The sequence below is a fragment of the Sphingopyxis sp. LC81 genome (genome assembly GCF_000756375.1).
GTDB lineage: Bacteria > Pseudomonadota > Alphaproteobacteria > Sphingomonadales > Sphingomonadaceae > Sphingopyxis.
Window position 1 is genome coordinate 179,056 of sequence record NZ_JNFD01000014.1, and the last position, 14,082, is coordinate 193,137.

Annotated in this window: 15 protein-coding genes; 13 read left to right on the forward strand and 2 right to left on the reverse strand. The window is 66.7% G+C overall.

Annotated features, from left to right (window positions below; genetic code table 11):
• The first annotated feature begins 9 nt into the window (after positions 1-9).
• From FG91_RS08360 to FG91_RS08385, 6 genes are all read left to right on the forward strand, one after another.
• On the forward strand, positions 10-1,458 hold the full coding sequence (locus FG91_RS08360; protein ID WP_037514114.1) for a DUF3336 domain-containing protein: 1,449 nt from the start codon (positions 10-12) through the stop codon (positions 1,456-1,458).
• Between the two features lie 2 nt (positions 1,459-1,460).
• On the forward strand, positions 1,461-2,333 hold the full coding sequence (locus tag FG91_RS08365; protein ID WP_037514026.1) for an alpha/beta hydrolase: 873 nt from the start codon (positions 1,461-1,463) through the stop codon (positions 2,331-2,333).
• 107 nt (positions 2,334-2,440) lie between these two features.
• Positions 2,441-3,709: a hypothetical protein gene (locus FG91_RS08370; protein WP_052187415.1), complete on the forward strand. Its 1,269-nt coding sequence runs from the start codon at positions 2,441-2,443 to the stop codon at positions 3,707-3,709.
• Between the two features lie 17 nt (positions 3,710-3,726).
• Entirely contained in the window at positions 3,727-4,659 is a 933-nt protein-coding gene (locus FG91_RS08375; protein ID WP_037514028.1) for an alpha/beta fold hydrolase, read from the forward strand.
• A 39-nt stretch (positions 4,660-4,698) separates the two neighbouring features.
• Entirely contained in the window at positions 4,699-5,700 is a 1,002-nt protein-coding gene (locus tag FG91_RS08380; RefSeq protein ID WP_037514031.1) for an NAD(P)H-dependent glycerol-3-phosphate dehydrogenase, read from the forward strand.
• A gap of 112 nt (positions 5,701-5,812) precedes the next feature.
• Positions 5,813-6,151 carry a hypothetical protein gene (locus FG91_RS08385; protein ID WP_037514032.1) on the forward strand — a complete coding sequence of 113 codons (339 nt, stop codon included), beginning with the start codon at positions 5,813-5,815 and terminating at the stop codon, positions 6,149-6,151.
• A 77-nt stretch (positions 6,152-6,228) separates the two neighbouring features.
• Here FG91_RS08385 and FG91_RS08390 read toward each other — a convergent pair whose 3' ends face one another.
• Positions 6,229-6,852 carry a TlpA family protein disulfide reductase gene (locus FG91_RS08390; RefSeq protein ID WP_052187425.1) on the reverse strand — a complete coding sequence of 208 codons (624 nt, stop codon included), beginning with the start codon at positions 6,850-6,852 and terminating at the stop codon, positions 6,229-6,231.
• Here FG91_RS08390 and argH point away from each other — a divergent pair.
• Genes argH through FG91_RS08415 form a run of 5 tightly spaced genes read left to right on the forward strand, consistent with a single transcriptional unit; the run spans position 6,851 to position 11,708 of the window.
• Positions 6,851-8,227: an argininosuccinate lyase gene (gene argH, locus FG91_RS08395; RefSeq protein ID WP_037514033.1), complete on the forward strand. Its 1,377-nt coding sequence runs from the start codon at positions 6,851-6,853 to the stop codon at positions 8,225-8,227. The genes FG91_RS08390 and argH overlap by 2 nt on opposite strands.
• A complete protein-coding gene (locus tag FG91_RS08400) occupies positions 8,227-8,478 on the forward strand; it encodes a hypothetical protein (RefSeq protein WP_052187416.1) in 252 nt (83 codons plus the stop codon). Before argH ends, FG91_RS08400 begins: the two co-directional genes overlap by 1 nt.
• Before the next feature lie 19 nt (positions 8,479-8,497).
• The gene (lysA, locus tag FG91_RS08405; RefSeq protein ID WP_037514034.1) at positions 8,498-9,763 is read left to right on the forward strand and encodes a diaminopimelate decarboxylase; all 1,266 of its coding nucleotides are present in this window, start codon (positions 8,498-8,500) and stop codon (positions 9,761-9,763) included.
• 2 nt (positions 9,764-9,765) lie between these two features.
• Positions 9,766-10,536, forward strand: a complete 771-nt coding sequence (locus FG91_RS08410) for a precorrin-2 dehydrogenase/sirohydrochlorin ferrochelatase family protein (protein WP_037514036.1) — start codon at positions 9,766-9,768, stop codon at positions 10,534-10,536.
• A complete protein-coding gene (locus FG91_RS08415; RefSeq protein WP_037514037.1) occupies positions 10,533-11,708 on the forward strand; it encodes an aminotransferase in 1,176 nt (391 codons plus the stop codon). Before FG91_RS08410 ends, FG91_RS08415 begins: the two co-directional genes overlap by 4 nt.
• On the opposite strand, the gene FG91_RS08420 is transcribed toward FG91_RS08415, so the two are convergent.
• Positions 11,705-12,655, reverse strand: a complete 951-nt coding sequence (locus FG91_RS08420; RefSeq protein ID WP_052187417.1) for a YVTN family beta-propeller repeat protein — start codon at positions 12,653-12,655, stop codon at positions 11,705-11,707. The two genes, FG91_RS08415 and FG91_RS08420, sit on opposite strands and share 4 nt — an antisense overlap.
• A gap of 176 nt (positions 12,656-12,831) precedes the next feature.
• Here FG91_RS08420 and FG91_RS21995 point away from each other — a divergent pair, with 176 nt between their 5' ends.
• Both FG91_RS21995 and FG91_RS08425 read left to right on the forward strand, forming a co-directional pair.
• Positions 12,832-12,978: a hypothetical protein gene (locus FG91_RS21995; RefSeq protein ID WP_161785639.1), complete on the forward strand. Its 147-nt coding sequence runs from the start codon at positions 12,832-12,834 to the stop codon at positions 12,976-12,978.
• Between the two features lie 71 nt (positions 12,979-13,049).
• The coding region (locus FG91_RS08425) for a HEAT repeat domain-containing protein (RefSeq protein ID WP_037514042.1) at positions 13,050-14,082 on the forward strand (1,033 nt) is incomplete at its 3' end.

Here is a 14,082-nt window from a genome sequence, read left to right on the forward strand (position 1 = left end):
GATTACCGAATGCTTTTCACCCCGACGCTCAGCGCCGACCGCGATCTTGTGACCGCACCCGACTATATCGCATGGGCCAAGGCGGCTCGCGAACATGACCGGAAATCTGGATTGCAGGCGTGGCGTGACTCCGACGAAAGCAAGCATTTCGATTATAAGGCGATCCGCGCGCGGCTCGAAAAATTGCGCAAGCTGTCGGCGGCGGGGGACGTCAAGGGGCTGCTGTTCGTTCTCAACGAAGGCATCCACGGCAATATCGACGGCATGGGGCACGAGCGGCTCTATCAAAAGGCGCGTTTCGGCACCAAGAAGCTGGTCGAGGATTATGTCGCCGAGGTCGTCGTATCGCTCGACAAAATCGCCGCCGCGCGCAGCATCACCCGCGAGGAAAAGCGCGACTTCTTCCGCCGCGCCCAGCATTGCTACGGCCGCTCGGCGCTGCTGCTCTCGGGTTCGGGCAGTTTCCTCTTCTTCCACATCGGTGTGGTGAAGGCGCTCTGGGAAGAAGGCGTTCTGCCCGCGATCATGTCGGGCGCGAGCGGCGGGTCGATCGTCGCCGCGATCGTCTGCACGCGCAAGAATGCCGACATCGGCGCCTTCCTCGAAAGCAACCGTCTCGCCAACCCCGCTCGCGACCCCGAACAACGGCGCCTCGCGCCCGATGAGGTGCGCGAGCGGCTTGCCGACCTGATCCCCGACCTGACCTTTCAGGAAGCCTATGAGATCAGCGGCCGTCACCTCAATGTCTCGGTCGCGCCCGCCGAAAAGCATCAGAACGGCCGGCTGCTCAATGCGATCACCGCGCCGAACGTGCTGATCCGCGAAGCCGTGCTCGCGTCGTGCGCGGTGCCCGGCGTCTTCCCGCCGGTGATGCTGATGGCGCGCGACGACAAGGGCGAGCGCATTCCCTACCAGCCCGACCGGCGCTGGGTCGACGGGTCGGTGACGCACGACATCCCGACCAAGCGGCTCGAACGCCTCTATGGCGTCAACCATCATATCGTCAGCCAGGCGAACCCGATCGCGCTGCCCTTCGCGACCGACACGCGCAAGCAGATGGCGCCGATCGAGGCGATCCAGCATGCGTCGATGGCAACCTTCAAGGCGTGGCTCAACGCGAATATGGTGATTTTCCAGAAGCCGCTCGAATGGGTGCCGCCGCTTAACAGCCTTGCGAACATGGCGCGCTCGGTGATCAATCAGGAATATACCGGCGACATCAACATCATCCGCCCGCCCAAATTCTGGTCGCCAGCCAAGATTCTGTCCGACCTCGCGCAGGAGGATATCGACGAACTGATCGACACCGGCGAACGCACCGCATGGCCGAAGGTCGAAATGGTGCGCACCCAGACCGCGATCAGCCGCGCGCTCGAGGCTATCCTCGCCAAGATAGACAAGGCGGGCGACGACGGCCCCGGGCACCGCAGCGCGGCGCTGAAGAAGGCGGTTCGCTGAGCATGGCGGCGGGTGCGGTGATCCTGCCTGCTGAGTCCGCGGCGGCGGGGGCGAAGCTGCACGTCACCCACTGGCTGCCCGAAGGGCGTCCGCGTGCGGTGGTTTTGCTCGCGCACGGCTATGCCGAGCATGCGGGGCGCTACGCATATGTGGCGAAACGCCTGACCGATGCTGGTTACGCCATCTATGCGGTCGACCATTGGGGGCACGGAAATTCGGATGGCGAGGGTGGTTTCGTCCCGCGCTTTTCGGCCTTTCTCGACGGCATGAGCGAATTGCTGACGCTCGTCGAAATCAACCATGCCGATACGCCGCGCCTGCTCCTCGGTCACAGCATGGGCGGGCTGATCGCGACGCTGTTCCTTATCGAGCGCCAAAATGCCTTTGTCGCGGCCGCGGTGTCCGGCCCGGCGATCCTGCCTGCCGAACCGCCGTCGCGCTTCACCGTCTGGATCAGCCGTTTCCTCTCGCGCTTCTTCCCGCGCCTCGGCGTGCTCTCGCTCGATGCCACTGGCGTCAGCCGTGATCCGCAAGTGGTCGCCGCCTATCAGGCCGATCCGCTTGTTTATGAAGGCAAGATCGGGGCAAGGCTCGGCAAGGAGTTCATGGACGCGATGGCGGTGGCGCAGGCCGACGCGCCGAAGATTCGTCTGCCGATCCTGATCCAGCACGGCGAAGCCGACCGGCTCACAGCCCCCGCGGGGTCGCGCTACCTGTTCGAAAATGTCGGCTCGACCGACAAGCGCCTCGAAATCTATCCCGGCCTGTTCCACGAAATCTATAACGAGCCAGAACGCGACGCGGTGCTGGACGACCTGATCGACTGGTTCGAGGCGCATATCCTGAATGGTTCTCCGCCGCCCCTTTCGCGCTGAAGGGCGGGCCCGGGCCGCATGGCGGCCGCCGATTAACCCATTGACCACGCTTCGCGATCCCATCACAAAAGACTTGAGCTTCGGCTCGGGGGAATATTGGGGGGAATATGGAAAAGGCGATATGGCTTTTGACGGCTGCCGCGCTGTTCGCGCAGCCGGTTGCGGCGCATGCGGCGGAGACCAACGCGGACTCGCCCGAGGAGATAGCCGAAGATGCGGCACGCGATCTCAAGGACAGTCGCTTTTACAACAAGCCCGGCGCCAGCCGGGCGGAATATGATGCCGATTGGCAAAGCTGCCGGTTGATCGCGCGCGGGTCTCAGACACCAGCCGGATCGGTTCCGGTCTATAATCCGGCGATGTATAATCCGGCGATCTCACCGCTTGCCGCGGGTATCGGAGGCGGAATCGGCGCGGCCATCGGCGCCGCGATCGTCGAGGGCCAGATGCGCCGGGCCAACCGGCGGAACTGCTTGCTGATCAAAGGGTGGCGCCTCGTCGAGCTGCCTGCGGCGCAATCGGCGAAGGTCGCCGCCATGTCCGACGCCGAACGGCAAAGCTATTTCGAAACCGTCGTCGGAGCCCAGGCGGTCGACGGCTACATCACCGAAATGACAAGCTTCACCCCGGTGGCCGATGCTGGGCTGAACATGAACGGCACTCTTGCCGGTCCGGCGTCGCTGTTTCTGGGCAAGAAGGTCGATCCCGCAGCGCCATTGGCGCTCGGGGAAAATGAAGGCGGTCTGATCGTCGCATTCCGGCGCAACGATGCCGGAAGTGCGGGGCGCTCGGGCCGCGTTCAGATCCGTCGCTTCGATCGTGAAAACGGGGACCTTTTCTATCAGCCTCGCGACTGGAAGAAAAAGGGCGATCGCACGACCTATGCCAGCGAATTTGTCAGCAAGGACAAGAAGGCGGCCTATGAATTGCAAGTCGTGAAGCTGACGCCCGGCTGGTATGTCTTGCAAACCGATGCGGTGGGCATGGTTCCGCCCAACACGACAAACTGCTTTGGCGCGCCGGCCTTCGAGGTCAAGGCGGGCGAATATGCGTATCTCGCCGACGCGAGCCCCTTCCTCGACGCCGCGCTTGCCACGGGCCGCCGGCATACCGGCATGGGCTATGCGCGCAATTTCAACGAGGCCAAGGCCGCCATGGCGGGTTTCCAGCCCGATGTGGCTGCCCGGATGGCCGAAGCCAGAATCGAAAATCTTGCGACCTATAGCTGCGCCGGACAGGTGATGACGCGCATGGATTTCCCGGGCGTGACCGACACCGTTCCCGCGCCCGTCGCCAAGAGCGTACCCGCCGTCGCGGTGTCGGAGGATGGCGCGGCGGTGCCTGCGGCGGCGCAGGGGTCGACACCGGCGGAATAAATGGCAGGATCGCGGCCATGAGACTCCTCCTCGTCCTGATCTTCGCGCCGCTGATCGCGCTTGCGCTGATGTATTTCGTCTTTCCCGGTCGCCTCGTCGCGCTCGGGCGCGCATTGCTTCGCCGCCGCGGCGGGATGGTGCAGAAGAGCGTCGCCGTCGACGGCCGCCGCTGGCCCTATCTCGAGGGCGGCGACCCGTCGAAGCCGCTCCTCCTCCTCGTCCACGGCTTTGCCGGCGACAAGGATAATTGGTCGATGATCGCGCCCTACCTTACGCGCGATTATCATGTCATCGCTCCCGACCTGCCGGGGTTTGGCGAGAATGAGCGCGATCCCGACCTCGCCTATGACCTTCAGGCGCAGACCGCGCGGCTCAAGGTGTTTGCCGACACGCTCGGGCTCCAGCGTCCGCATGTCGCCGGCAACAGCATGGGCGGCTGGATCGCGCTGCGCTACGCGATCGACTATCCGGGCGCGCTCGCCAGCCTGACCCTGCTCGACAATGCCGGGGTCAATGGTGCGAACGAGAGCGCGCTTCAAAAACAGGCGGCGAACGAGGATTATAACCCCCTCGTCATCGCGAGCCTTGAGGACGCCGACCGGCTGGTGGCGATGGTCGTACACAAGCCGCCCTATATCCCGTCACGTTTGAAGCCCGTCCTTTATGCCGACGCGCTCAAATATCGCGACCAGCTCGACACGATTTTCTGGGTGATCGCGACCGAGGGCCGCGACCATCCGCTCAACGACCGGCTCGGCGAGGTGAAGGTGCCGACGCTGATCATCTGGGGGCGCCACGACCAGCTGCTCGACGTCAGCTGCGTTCCCGTGCTCGAAGCGGGCATCGCCGGCAGCGTCTCGCATGTCTTCGACCATGTCGGCCATGTCCCGATGATCGAGGATCCGAAGGCGACCGCTGCGGTGATGAAGGGCTTTCTTGCCAAGCATTGAAATGATCGTCAGTCTCGCGGGAAATAGCGGGAGAGGCCAATGCGGTTGAAGGTGGGGCTGCTCGGCGGGGGCAGTTGGGGGACGACGGTCGCCTCGGTGGTGTCGCGCAATGCGCCGATCACGCTGTGGGCGCGTGACGCCGAGACCGTGGACGATATCAACACGCGTCACGAGAACCGCAAATATCTGCCCGGTATCGCGCTGCCGCCGGTCCTCCGCGCCACGAACGACATGGCCGAAGTTGTGGCTGGCGCTGACGTGCTCGTGATGGGCGTCCCTTCGCACAGTTTTCGTGCGGTGCTCGAAGAGGCGCGCGCGCACCTTCGCCCGTGGGTGCCGGTGATCAGCCTGACCAAGGGGCTCGAACTGTCGTCGGGCAAGCGGATGACCGAATTGATCGAGGAAGTGCTCCCCGGCCACCCCGTCGGCGTGCTCACCGGGCCGAACCTCGCGCGTGAAATCATGACCGGGCAGGCGGCCGCAAGCGTCCTGTCGATGGAGGACGAGATCGTCGTTCGCGCGCTCCAGCCGGTGTTCCACTCGGGGCTGTTCCGCGTCTACACCAACACCGACCTGCTCGGCTGCGAACTTGGCGGAGTGCTCAAGAATATCATCGCGATCGCGGTCGGGATGGGCGACGGGCTCGGCGCGGGCGACAACACCCGCTCGGCGCTGATGACGCGCGGGCTTTCGGAAATTACCCGGCTCGGCGTAGCGATGGGCGGGCGCGCGGAAACTTTCGCGGGGCTCACCGGCATGGGCGATCTGATCGCGACCTGCACCAGCCCCTTGTCGCGCAACCGTCATGTCGGGGTCGAACTCGGCAAGGGGCGCCCGATTGATGAGATCATCGCGGGGATGAACATGGTCGCCGAGGGGGTGAAGAGCGCGCCGACCGTCATCGCGCTCGCCGAAAAACATGGCCTCGACATGCCGATCGCACGCGATGTGTATGATGTGACGCAAGGAAAACGCAGCGCGCAGGACGTGTTTCGCGGCCTCCTTCGCTCCGCCGTCGGCGACGAAGCGCACCCCGGATGAGCTTTTCCGCCGCCACCCGTGCCATTTCGGCGTTCAGCCGGGAATAAAAGCGCGATCTGCTTCGTTGACTCCCCTGACCGCCCCGAACGGGCGGGCAATCAGGAGATGGACGATGAAAAAATGGACCACCCTTGCCGCAATGATGGCGCTCCCCGCGACGGCCGCCGTCGCTGCCGTTCCCTATGGCGCGATGCCGCCGGGTTTCGAGGCGCCGCACATCCGCACCTCCCCGATCGCGGGCGTCGTCAACCAGCAATGGTATAATTACAAGGCCGACATTCTCGAAGCCGAGAAGGAGCTGACCAGCGACCTTCGCCATTCGACCGACCGTGAGGATCGCTGGGACGCGTGGGATGAATGGCAGACCGAGGTCGTCGATGCCGACAAGGATTATGTGAAGGAAATGCGCGAAAAGGGCTATCGCACCGGCCGCGTCACGGTCGGCGGCTAAACGCCTCCGAGCTCCCCTGACCTTGCTCGGGGTCGTAGGAAAGGGCGGACGTCATGGGGCGTCCGCCCTTTCTTGCGTCAGGAGGCAGTTTCAGCCAGCAGCGCCTGCGCTTCCTTGCCCTGCCAGTCGATGGCGCCGACGACGCGCCAGATCTCGCGCCCCGCGGCGTCATAATAGATGCTCGTCGGCAACGCGCTGTTCGCCGCGTCGAGCAGGCCGTTTTCGGGGTCGATGTAAGGTTGCAGCGCTTTCAGTCCCGCCTTCTGGAACCACGGGTCGACAATTTCCGCCCCTTGCAAATCCTGCGCGACGGCGATCACCATCATCCGCTCGGCGCTTTTCGCCGCGAGCGCGTCGAGCGTCGGCATTTCGGCGATGCACGGCGCGCACCAGGTCGCCCACAGGTTGACGAGCAACGGCTTCCCGCGAAACGACGCCAGCGTCACCGGCGCGTCGTCGGGTCCGCGAAAGCCGACCGTCGGTGCCGGCTCGCCCTTGTGACTGCGGTCGACGATATACTCGAACTTCCCGAGCCCCTTCGCTTGGCCCGCCGAAACATTTGCTTGGCCTTGCCCCGCTTGCCCGTCCGGCTGCTTTTCCCTATCGCAGCCGGCGATTGATCCGGCCAGAAGCACGGCGAGGATCGCAAGGGACGGATTTGGGACGCGGCGGATGGCGAATACTCCGGACAGCAACAGCATGTGGGGCGGCCGCTTCGGTGGCGGACCCGCGGCGATCATGCAAGAGATTAACGCCTCGATCCCGGTCGACAAGCGCTTGTGGGAAGAAGATATCGCCGCGAGCCGCGCGCACGCCGCGATGCTGGGCGCCGCGGGCATCATCGGCGCCGACGATGCGGTGGTGATTGATCGCGGCCTCGCACAGATCGCCGACGAGTTCGCCGCGAACGGCGTTCCCGTCGACCTCGCGCTCGAAGACATTCACATGACCGTCGAATCGCGGCTGAAGGAACTGGTCGGCGAGCCCGCCGGACGGCTCCACACCGCGCGCTCGCGCAACGATCAGGTCGCGACCGATTTCCGCCTGTGGGTGCGCACCGCATGCGAGCGCATCGATGCGGGGTTGAAGGCGATCCAGACGGCGCTCCTCGCGCGTGCCGACGAACATGCGGGCAGCATCATGCCCGGCTTCACGCACCTGCAGGTCGCGCAGCCGGTGACGCTCGGCCATCACCTCCTCGCCTATGTCGAGATGTTCGGCCGCGACCGCTCGCGCTTTGCCGACGCGCGCCGCCGCCTCAACGAATCGCCGCTCGGCGCCGCCGCGCTTGCGGGCACCAGCTTCCCGCTCGATCGCCACGCGACCGCCGCCGCGCTCGGTTTCGACCGCCCGGTGGCAAACAGCATCGACGCCGTGTCGGACCGCGACTTCGCGCTTGAATTCTGCGCCTCGGCGTCGATCGCCGCGATCCATCTGTCGCGCCTCGCCGAAGAAATCGTGATCTGGGCCAGCCAGCCCTTCGGCTTCATCAGCCTGCCCGACGCCTGGTCGACCGGCAGCTCGATCATGCCGCAAAAGCGCAACCCCGACGCCGCCGAGCTGGTGCGCGGCCGCGCGGGGATGCTGCTCGGTGCCTTCCAGCGGCTCGCCGTGATCGTGAAGGGCCTGCCGCTGACCTATTCGAAGGATCTGCAGGACGACAAGGAAACCGTCTTCGGCGCCTTCGACGCGCTTGCGCTGTCGCTCGCCGCGATGACGGGCATGATTGAAACCTTGACCTTCCGCACCGACCGCATGCGCGCGCTCGCCGCGTCGGGTTATTCGACCGCGACCGACCTCGCCGACTGGCTCGTGCGCGAGAACGGCCTGCCGTTCCGCGAGGCGCACCATGTCGTCGGTGCCTGCGTGAAGCGCGCAGAGGAACTGGGCGTCGAACTGTCGGCGCTGCCCGCGGCCGACGCGGCCGCGATCCATGCGGCGGTTACCCCCGACGTGCTCGCCGCACTGACGGTCGAGGCATCGGTTGCCAGCCGCATGAGCTATGGCGGCACGGCGCCCGAACGGGTAAGGCAGGCCGTCGCCGCGGCCCGCGCGGCGCTCGAAGGGACGATTTGATGGCGAAGAACCGCATCGTCATGGCAACGCTCGCTGTAACTGCGCTGCTCGGCGCGTGCGGCAGCAAGGAAGATCTGAAGCCCGTGGCAGGCCAGCCTGCACCGGTGATTCCCGTCGGCGCGGCCCGCGCCCCGACTACGGAGGAGCTTACGACGCCTGACGCGCAGGCCCGGCCCGCGCGCAGCGACGAACTTCTCAAACGGTCCGAACAACGCGAACCCGACGATTTTGATCTGCCGCCTCCGGGCTGAGCCTCAGGACTTTTTATCAATGAATCATTTTGAACTTCGTGACGGCGTGATGCACGCCGAGGATATTCCGCTGCCACGCATCGCCGAGGAAATCGGCACCCCCGTCTACGTCTATTCGCGCGCAACGCTGGAGCGTCATGCGCAGGCGTTCCGCGACGGGCTGAAGGATGTTCCCAAGAAGCACCTCGCCTTTGCGATCAAGAGCAACCCCAACCTCGGCGTGCTTCGCGTCCTCGCGCGGCAGGGCTATGGCGCCGACGTCGTCTCGGGCGGCGAACTCGAACGCGCGCTGGCGGCGGGCATGGCACCGGAGGACATCGTCTTCTCGGGCGTCGGCAAGACGCGCGCCGAACTGGCGCAGGGTCTCGACCGCGGCATCGGCCAGTTCAATATCGAGCATGAGCCCGAAGGCATCGCCCTCGCCGAGATCGCGCTCGCCAAGGAAATGACCGCGCCCGCGGTGCTGCGCGTCAATCCCGACATCGATGCGGGCACGCATGCCAAAATCTCGACCGGCAAGGCCGACAACAAGTTCGGCGTCGGCATCGACGTCGCGCCCGAAATCTTCGCCCGGCTGTCGGCGCTGCCGGGGCTCAATATGCGCGGCATCGCGGTCCATATCGGCAGCCAGCTGACCAGCCTCGCCCCGTTCGAGGCGGCGTTCAAGCGCGTCGGCGAGCTCGTCGCCGACCTGCGCGCCGCGGGGCACAGCATCACCCATGTCGACCTCGGTGGCGGGCTTGGTGTGCCGTATCGGGCGGGCGACAATATCATCCCGCCGTCGCCCGCCGATTATGGCGCGATGGTTGCGCGGGTAACGCGCGATTGGGACGTCACGCTGATGTTCGAGCCCGGCCGCGTCATCGCGGGCAATTCGGGGGTTTTGCTGACCGAGACATTGTGGGTGAAACCCGGCGCAACGCATCCCTTCGTCATCGTCGATGCGGCGATGAACGACCTTGCCAGGCCCGCGCTCTATGACGCCTGGCACGATTTCGTCGCGGTAAAGCCGTCGGGCGAGACGATGACCGCGTCGATCGTTGGGCCGGTCTGCGAAACCGGCGACACCTTTGCGCGCGACCGGCTGATCGACAAGGTCGAGGCGGGTGACCTCGCGGTCTTCTGCAGCGCGGGGGCTTATGGCGCGACGATGGCGTCGACCTATAACAGCCGCAGCCTCGTTCCCGAGGTGCTCGTCGACGGCGACCGCTATGCCGTCGTTGCCGACCGCATCGCCGCGGGCACGATCATGGCCGCCGAGCGTGTTCCTGACTGGATCGACTGACGATGGAACAGCTTCCCATCTTCCTGAACTTGTCCGGCCGCGCGGTCGTGCTGGTCGGGAAGGGGGAGGCTGCCGATGCCAAGGCGCGGCTGATCGCGCGCGCGGGCGGGCGGATCGTGCCCGAGTGGGAAGACGGCGTGACGATCGCTTTCGTCGCGCTCGACGATGACGATCAGGCCCGCGCCGCAGCGCAGGAACTTCGCGCGCGCGGGCTTCTCGTCAATGTCGTCGACCGCCCCGATCTCTGCGATTTCACCACCCCCGCGATCGTCGACCGCGCGCCGGTGACGATCGCGATCGGGACGGGCGGTGCGTCGGCGGGCCTCGCAAAAGCCGTCCGCCAGCGCATCGAAGCCTTGCTCCCCGCCCGCCTCGGCGCGCTCGCTTCGGCGCTCCACGCTGCGCGCGATGCGATGAAAGCGCGCTGGCCCGCCGCCGCCGACCGCCGCCGCGCGATCGACGCCGCGCTCGCGAGCGGCGGTGCGCTCGATCCGCTTGATGCCGAAGCGGCGGACAAGGTCGAGAGCTGGCTGGCGAGCGATGTCTCGGCGGCGTCATCGCGCCTCGAAACCATCCGCCTCGCCAGTCCCGATCCGGACGATCTGACGCTGCGCGCCGCGCGCCTGCTCGGCGAGGCCGACCATATCTTCCACCCAGCCGAGGTTCCCGCCGCCATCCTCGACCGCGCCCGCGCCGATGCGGTGCGCCACATCGCCGAGGCGCCGCCCGCCGACGCGCCGCCCGGCCTGTCACTCTGGCTTTCCCCGCCATGAGCCCTATCCATCCGCTCTACGTGGCGATGGAGCCGACGATTTTCGAACATATGTCGGGACTCGCGCGAGCGCATGATGCGATCAACCTGGGGCAGGGCTTTCCCGACGAGCCGCCGCATCCTGACATGATCGCCGCCGCGGCGCGTGCGCTCGCCGAAAAGTCGAACCAATATCCGCCGGCGTTCGGGCTGCCTGAACTGCGCGACGCGATCTGCGGCTTCTACGCGCGGCGGCAGGGGCTGGCGCTGGTCCGCGAGCAGGTGATCGTGACCTCGGGCGCAACCGAGGCGCTCGCCGCATCGATTCTCGCGCTCGTGGCGCCGGGCGACGAGGTAATCCTGTTCCAACCCGCCTATGACAGCTACGCGCCGATGGTTCGCCGGGCGGGCGGTATCCCGGTTTCGGTCGCGCTCTCTCCGCCCGACTGGCGGTATAATGCGGAGCAACTCGCGGCCGCGATCACACCGCGCGCCCGCGTGCTCATGCTCAACGATCCGCTCAATCCCGCGGGCGCCGTCGCAAGCGAAGCCGAACTCGCGATGCTCGCCGATATCTGCGTGCGCCATAGTCTGGTCGCGATCTGCGACGAGGTCTGGGAGGATGTCCGCTTCGACGGAGTGCCGCACCGTTCGCTGCTGTCTTTTCCGGAGATGGCCGAACGCGCAGTGAAAGTCGGTTCGGCGGGCAAGATCTTCGGCCTCACCGGATGGAAAACCGGCTGGATATGCGCCGCGCCCGAAATGGCGGCCGCGCTCGGCCGCGCGCACCAGTTCCTCACCTTCACGACGCCCCCCGCGCTGCAATGGGCGGTGGCAGAAGGGCTGGGCCGCCCCGACGCATGGTTCGCGACGCAACGCGAGGGCTGGGCCGCATCGCGCCAGCGTCTTGCCGAAGCGCTGGGCGCCGCGGGCTTCATCGTCTTGCCAAACGCCGCGACCTGGTTCCTGTGCATCGACCTCGCCGCGTCGGGGATCGCACTTTCCGATCGCGAGTTCAGCGAGCGCGCTGTGTGCGAAGCGGGCGTCGCCTCGATCCCCGTCTCGGCGCTCTTCGAAGGCGATGGCCCGCGCCACATCCTGCGCCTCTGCTTCGCCAAGGATGGCGCGGTGCTTGACGAGGCGGTGGCGCGCCTCGCGGTCTTTCGCGACAAGCTGCGGGCCGAAAAAGCCTAGGGCGCAATCGCCAGCCCGTCACCGTTCTTGCCCGCGGCGATCCGGCGCAGCACCGCACCGCTCGCAACATCGATCTCGGCCACCTTGTCGTGCCCCGTCTCGGCCGCATAGAGTCGCTTCGAATCGGCGCTAAAGAGCAGCGTGACCTGGCCCTTCGCCTGCTCCCCCGACACCTTGATCGTCCGCACCGGCGCGCGCGTTTCGGCGTCGAACAGGCTGATCGTGCCCGCGGCGATATTGCTCGTCGCGACGAGCTTGCCGTCGGGGCTCGCCAGCACCCGGATCGCGACCGGGTCGACCGCCTGCTCGGCGATCTTCTCGCCGGTCTTCGCATCCCAGATCGACACCCGCGGCGCGTCGAGGTCGCCGACCCACAGCTCGCGCCCGCGCTTGGTCAGCGCTATCCCCTCGGGCCTGCCGCCGATGGCCAGGTCGCGGAGCTTCTTCCCGGTTTTGAGGTCTAGCACGCTGACCGTCCCCGATCCGATATTCGCGGTATAGGCGGTACGATTGTCGGGCGCGACGACAATCATATGCGTGCCCTTCTGCCCGGTCGAAATCGACGCCACCTTGCCATCGAGCGCGACCACCGCGACCGACTCGCTGCCTTCGGTCGTCGCGACCAGCCGCCCGTCGGACAGCCACAGCAGTCCGTGCGGCCGCTGGTTGGGGCTGAGGTCGATCGTCCGGACCTTCGTCCGGCTCGCGACGTCGAACAGGTCGATCGTCGTGCTGCCGTAGGCGACGACTGCCGCCTGCTTGCCGTCGGGCGAAATCGCGATCTCGTGCGGCATCTTGCCGGTCGGCAGCCGCGCCAGTTCCTCCCCCGACGCCAGCGCGATGACGCTCAGCGTATCCTCGCCCTTGTTGCCGACGAGCAGGGTCTCGGCCCCCGCGGGCGCAGCGAGCAAAAGCGTGCAAAGGACGGCGGCGATGGTGCGGCGCATGGCAAATCTCCCGGTTGCGACGTCACCACCCTATTCCCGGTGGATCTCGCCGCAACCCCGCTTCGACCAGCGACATGACCTGCGATTACGATAAGTTAACTGGGAAGCGCACCCGCGTCTTCTTAGCCCTGTTCCCGGCGGCAGGTCGCGCCGCCGGTCAGGACAGGAGGGGGAATATGGGGCTTCCAACCATCGATATCGAGGCGCTGCCTTTGCTCGACACCGCAGTCGGATTGTTCGGCTCGCTTGTTGGCGAAAGCGCATCGTCGGGGCCGTCGGTGTTCGAAATCGCCGTCGTCATCGCGCTGATCGTCTACGACTGACCTCGGGTGGGAACGGTGGGCGCCGCCAATCCAGCGCTCACCGCTCCCCCCGCTTTTCGAGGGTGCCCATCATGCCATCCCGCCACGATCATTTTCCCCTGGCCGATGTCGCGCGCCGTTCGGCGATGCGCCGCGCTGTCGCGGACCTCGATGCCGCGTGGCAATCGGTCGACATCGCCCCCGATGGGCTGGCGACCGCCATCGCGGCGCTCGCCGATGCCCCTGCCGATGTCGCGATCGTGCATCTTCTTCCCTGGCTCTCCGACACCGGCTGGCTTGGCGGCCGGCTCGATGCGGCGCTGGCGTTGCTCGCCGCCGATCCCTTTGCGCGCCCGCCGTTGCGAATGATGGGGGGCGGCGATGGCGGCCGCGGCGGCCTGGTCCTCGCCGATCATGGCACGATTCGCGTGACGCTCCAGCTGCGGCCGTTCACCGAGAACAGGACCGCGCCCGGCGCCGCCGTCTTCATCCCCGGCCGGGCGGTGATCCACATCCTCAATTGCGGCGGCGCAGAGCTTACGGAGCACGCGGTGGCGGTCAGCACGGCCGAAGAAGCCGGCGGATTCACCGCGAAGGGCGCCGCGCCGTGCCACAGCCAGCCGCCGCGTCCGCTGCGGACAGGCGAGACGCTGATGCTCGACACCGCGCGCCAAAGTTTCACGCTTGAGCATGCGGGCGCCCGCCGCGACATCCTCTTCCTCGAACCCGCCGTCCAGCCGCCGTCGCGGCTTCCGATCCGCGCCTATGACATCGCAAGCGGCTGCCTGACGCACGTCAGTGCGTCGCGTCGCGACAGCAGCTTCCGTCAAATGGCGCTCGCGTTGCTGCGCCAACTCGGCCGCACCGACGCCGCACCGCTCTTCGTCGCCGAGACGGCGAGCGAGGATTTCGCCGCGCGCTGGAATGCGATGCGCGAACTCGTCGCGCTCGACCCCGCGGCGGCGCTCCCGCATCTCGGCGCGATGGCGGCGACCGATCCGCATCCCGAGGTTCGCCGCGCCGCCGTGGTGACGCGCGCGCTCTTCTCCCTGCCTTCCGGTGAGACGGGGCGGGAGGGGGGGGGGGCTGGCCCTTTCTCCCACTCTACGGCTGCGGAGCGTCGCT

Excerpts from the sequence above, each read along its gene's own strand:
- FG91_RS08360 (WP_037514114.1), top strand. The coding sequence starts at position 10 with ATGCTTTTCACCCCGACGCTCAGCGCCGACCGCGATCTTGTGACCGCA.
- FG91_RS08365 (WP_037514026.1), top strand. The coding sequence starts at position 1,461 with ATGGCGGCGGGTGCGGTGATCCTGCCTGCTGAGTCCGCGGCGGCGGGG.
- FG91_RS08370 (WP_052187415.1), top strand. The coding sequence starts at position 2,441 with ATGGAAAAGGCGATATGGCTTTTGACGGCTGCCGCGCTGTTCGCGCAG.
- FG91_RS08375 (WP_037514028.1), top strand. The coding sequence starts at position 3,727 with ATGAGACTCCTCCTCGTCCTGATCTTCGCGCCGCTGATCGCGCTTGCG.
- FG91_RS08380 (WP_037514031.1), top strand. The coding sequence starts at position 4,699 with ATGCGGTTGAAGGTGGGGCTGCTCGGCGGGGGCAGTTGGGGGACGACG.
- FG91_RS08385 (WP_037514032.1), top strand. The coding sequence starts at position 5,813 with ATGAAAAAATGGACCACCCTTGCCGCAATGATGGCGCTCCCCGCGACG.
- argH (WP_037514033.1), top strand. The coding sequence starts at position 6,851 with ATGTGGGGCGGCCGCTTCGGTGGCGGACCCGCGGCGATCATGCAAGAG.
- FG91_RS08390 (WP_052187425.1), bottom strand. The coding sequence starts at position 6,852 with ATGCTGTTGCTGTCCGGAGTATTCGCCATCCGCCGCGTCCCAAATCCG.
- FG91_RS08400 (WP_052187416.1), top strand. The coding sequence starts at position 8,227 with ATGGCGAAGAACCGCATCGTCATGGCAACGCTCGCTGTAACTGCGCTG.
- lysA (WP_037514034.1), top strand. The coding sequence starts at position 8,498 with ATGAATCATTTTGAACTTCGTGACGGCGTGATGCACGCCGAGGATATT.
- FG91_RS08410 (WP_037514036.1), top strand. The coding sequence starts at position 9,766 with ATGGAACAGCTTCCCATCTTCCTGAACTTGTCCGGCCGCGCGGTCGTG.
- FG91_RS08415 (WP_037514037.1), top strand. The coding sequence starts at position 10,533 with ATGAGCCCTATCCATCCGCTCTACGTGGCGATGGAGCCGACGATTTTC.
- FG91_RS08420 (WP_052187417.1), bottom strand. The coding sequence starts at position 12,655 with ATGCGCCGCACCATCGCCGCCGTCCTTTGCACGCTTTTGCTCGCTGCG.
- FG91_RS21995 (WP_161785639.1), top strand. The coding sequence starts at position 12,832 with ATGGGGCTTCCAACCATCGATATCGAGGCGCTGCCTTTGCTCGACACC.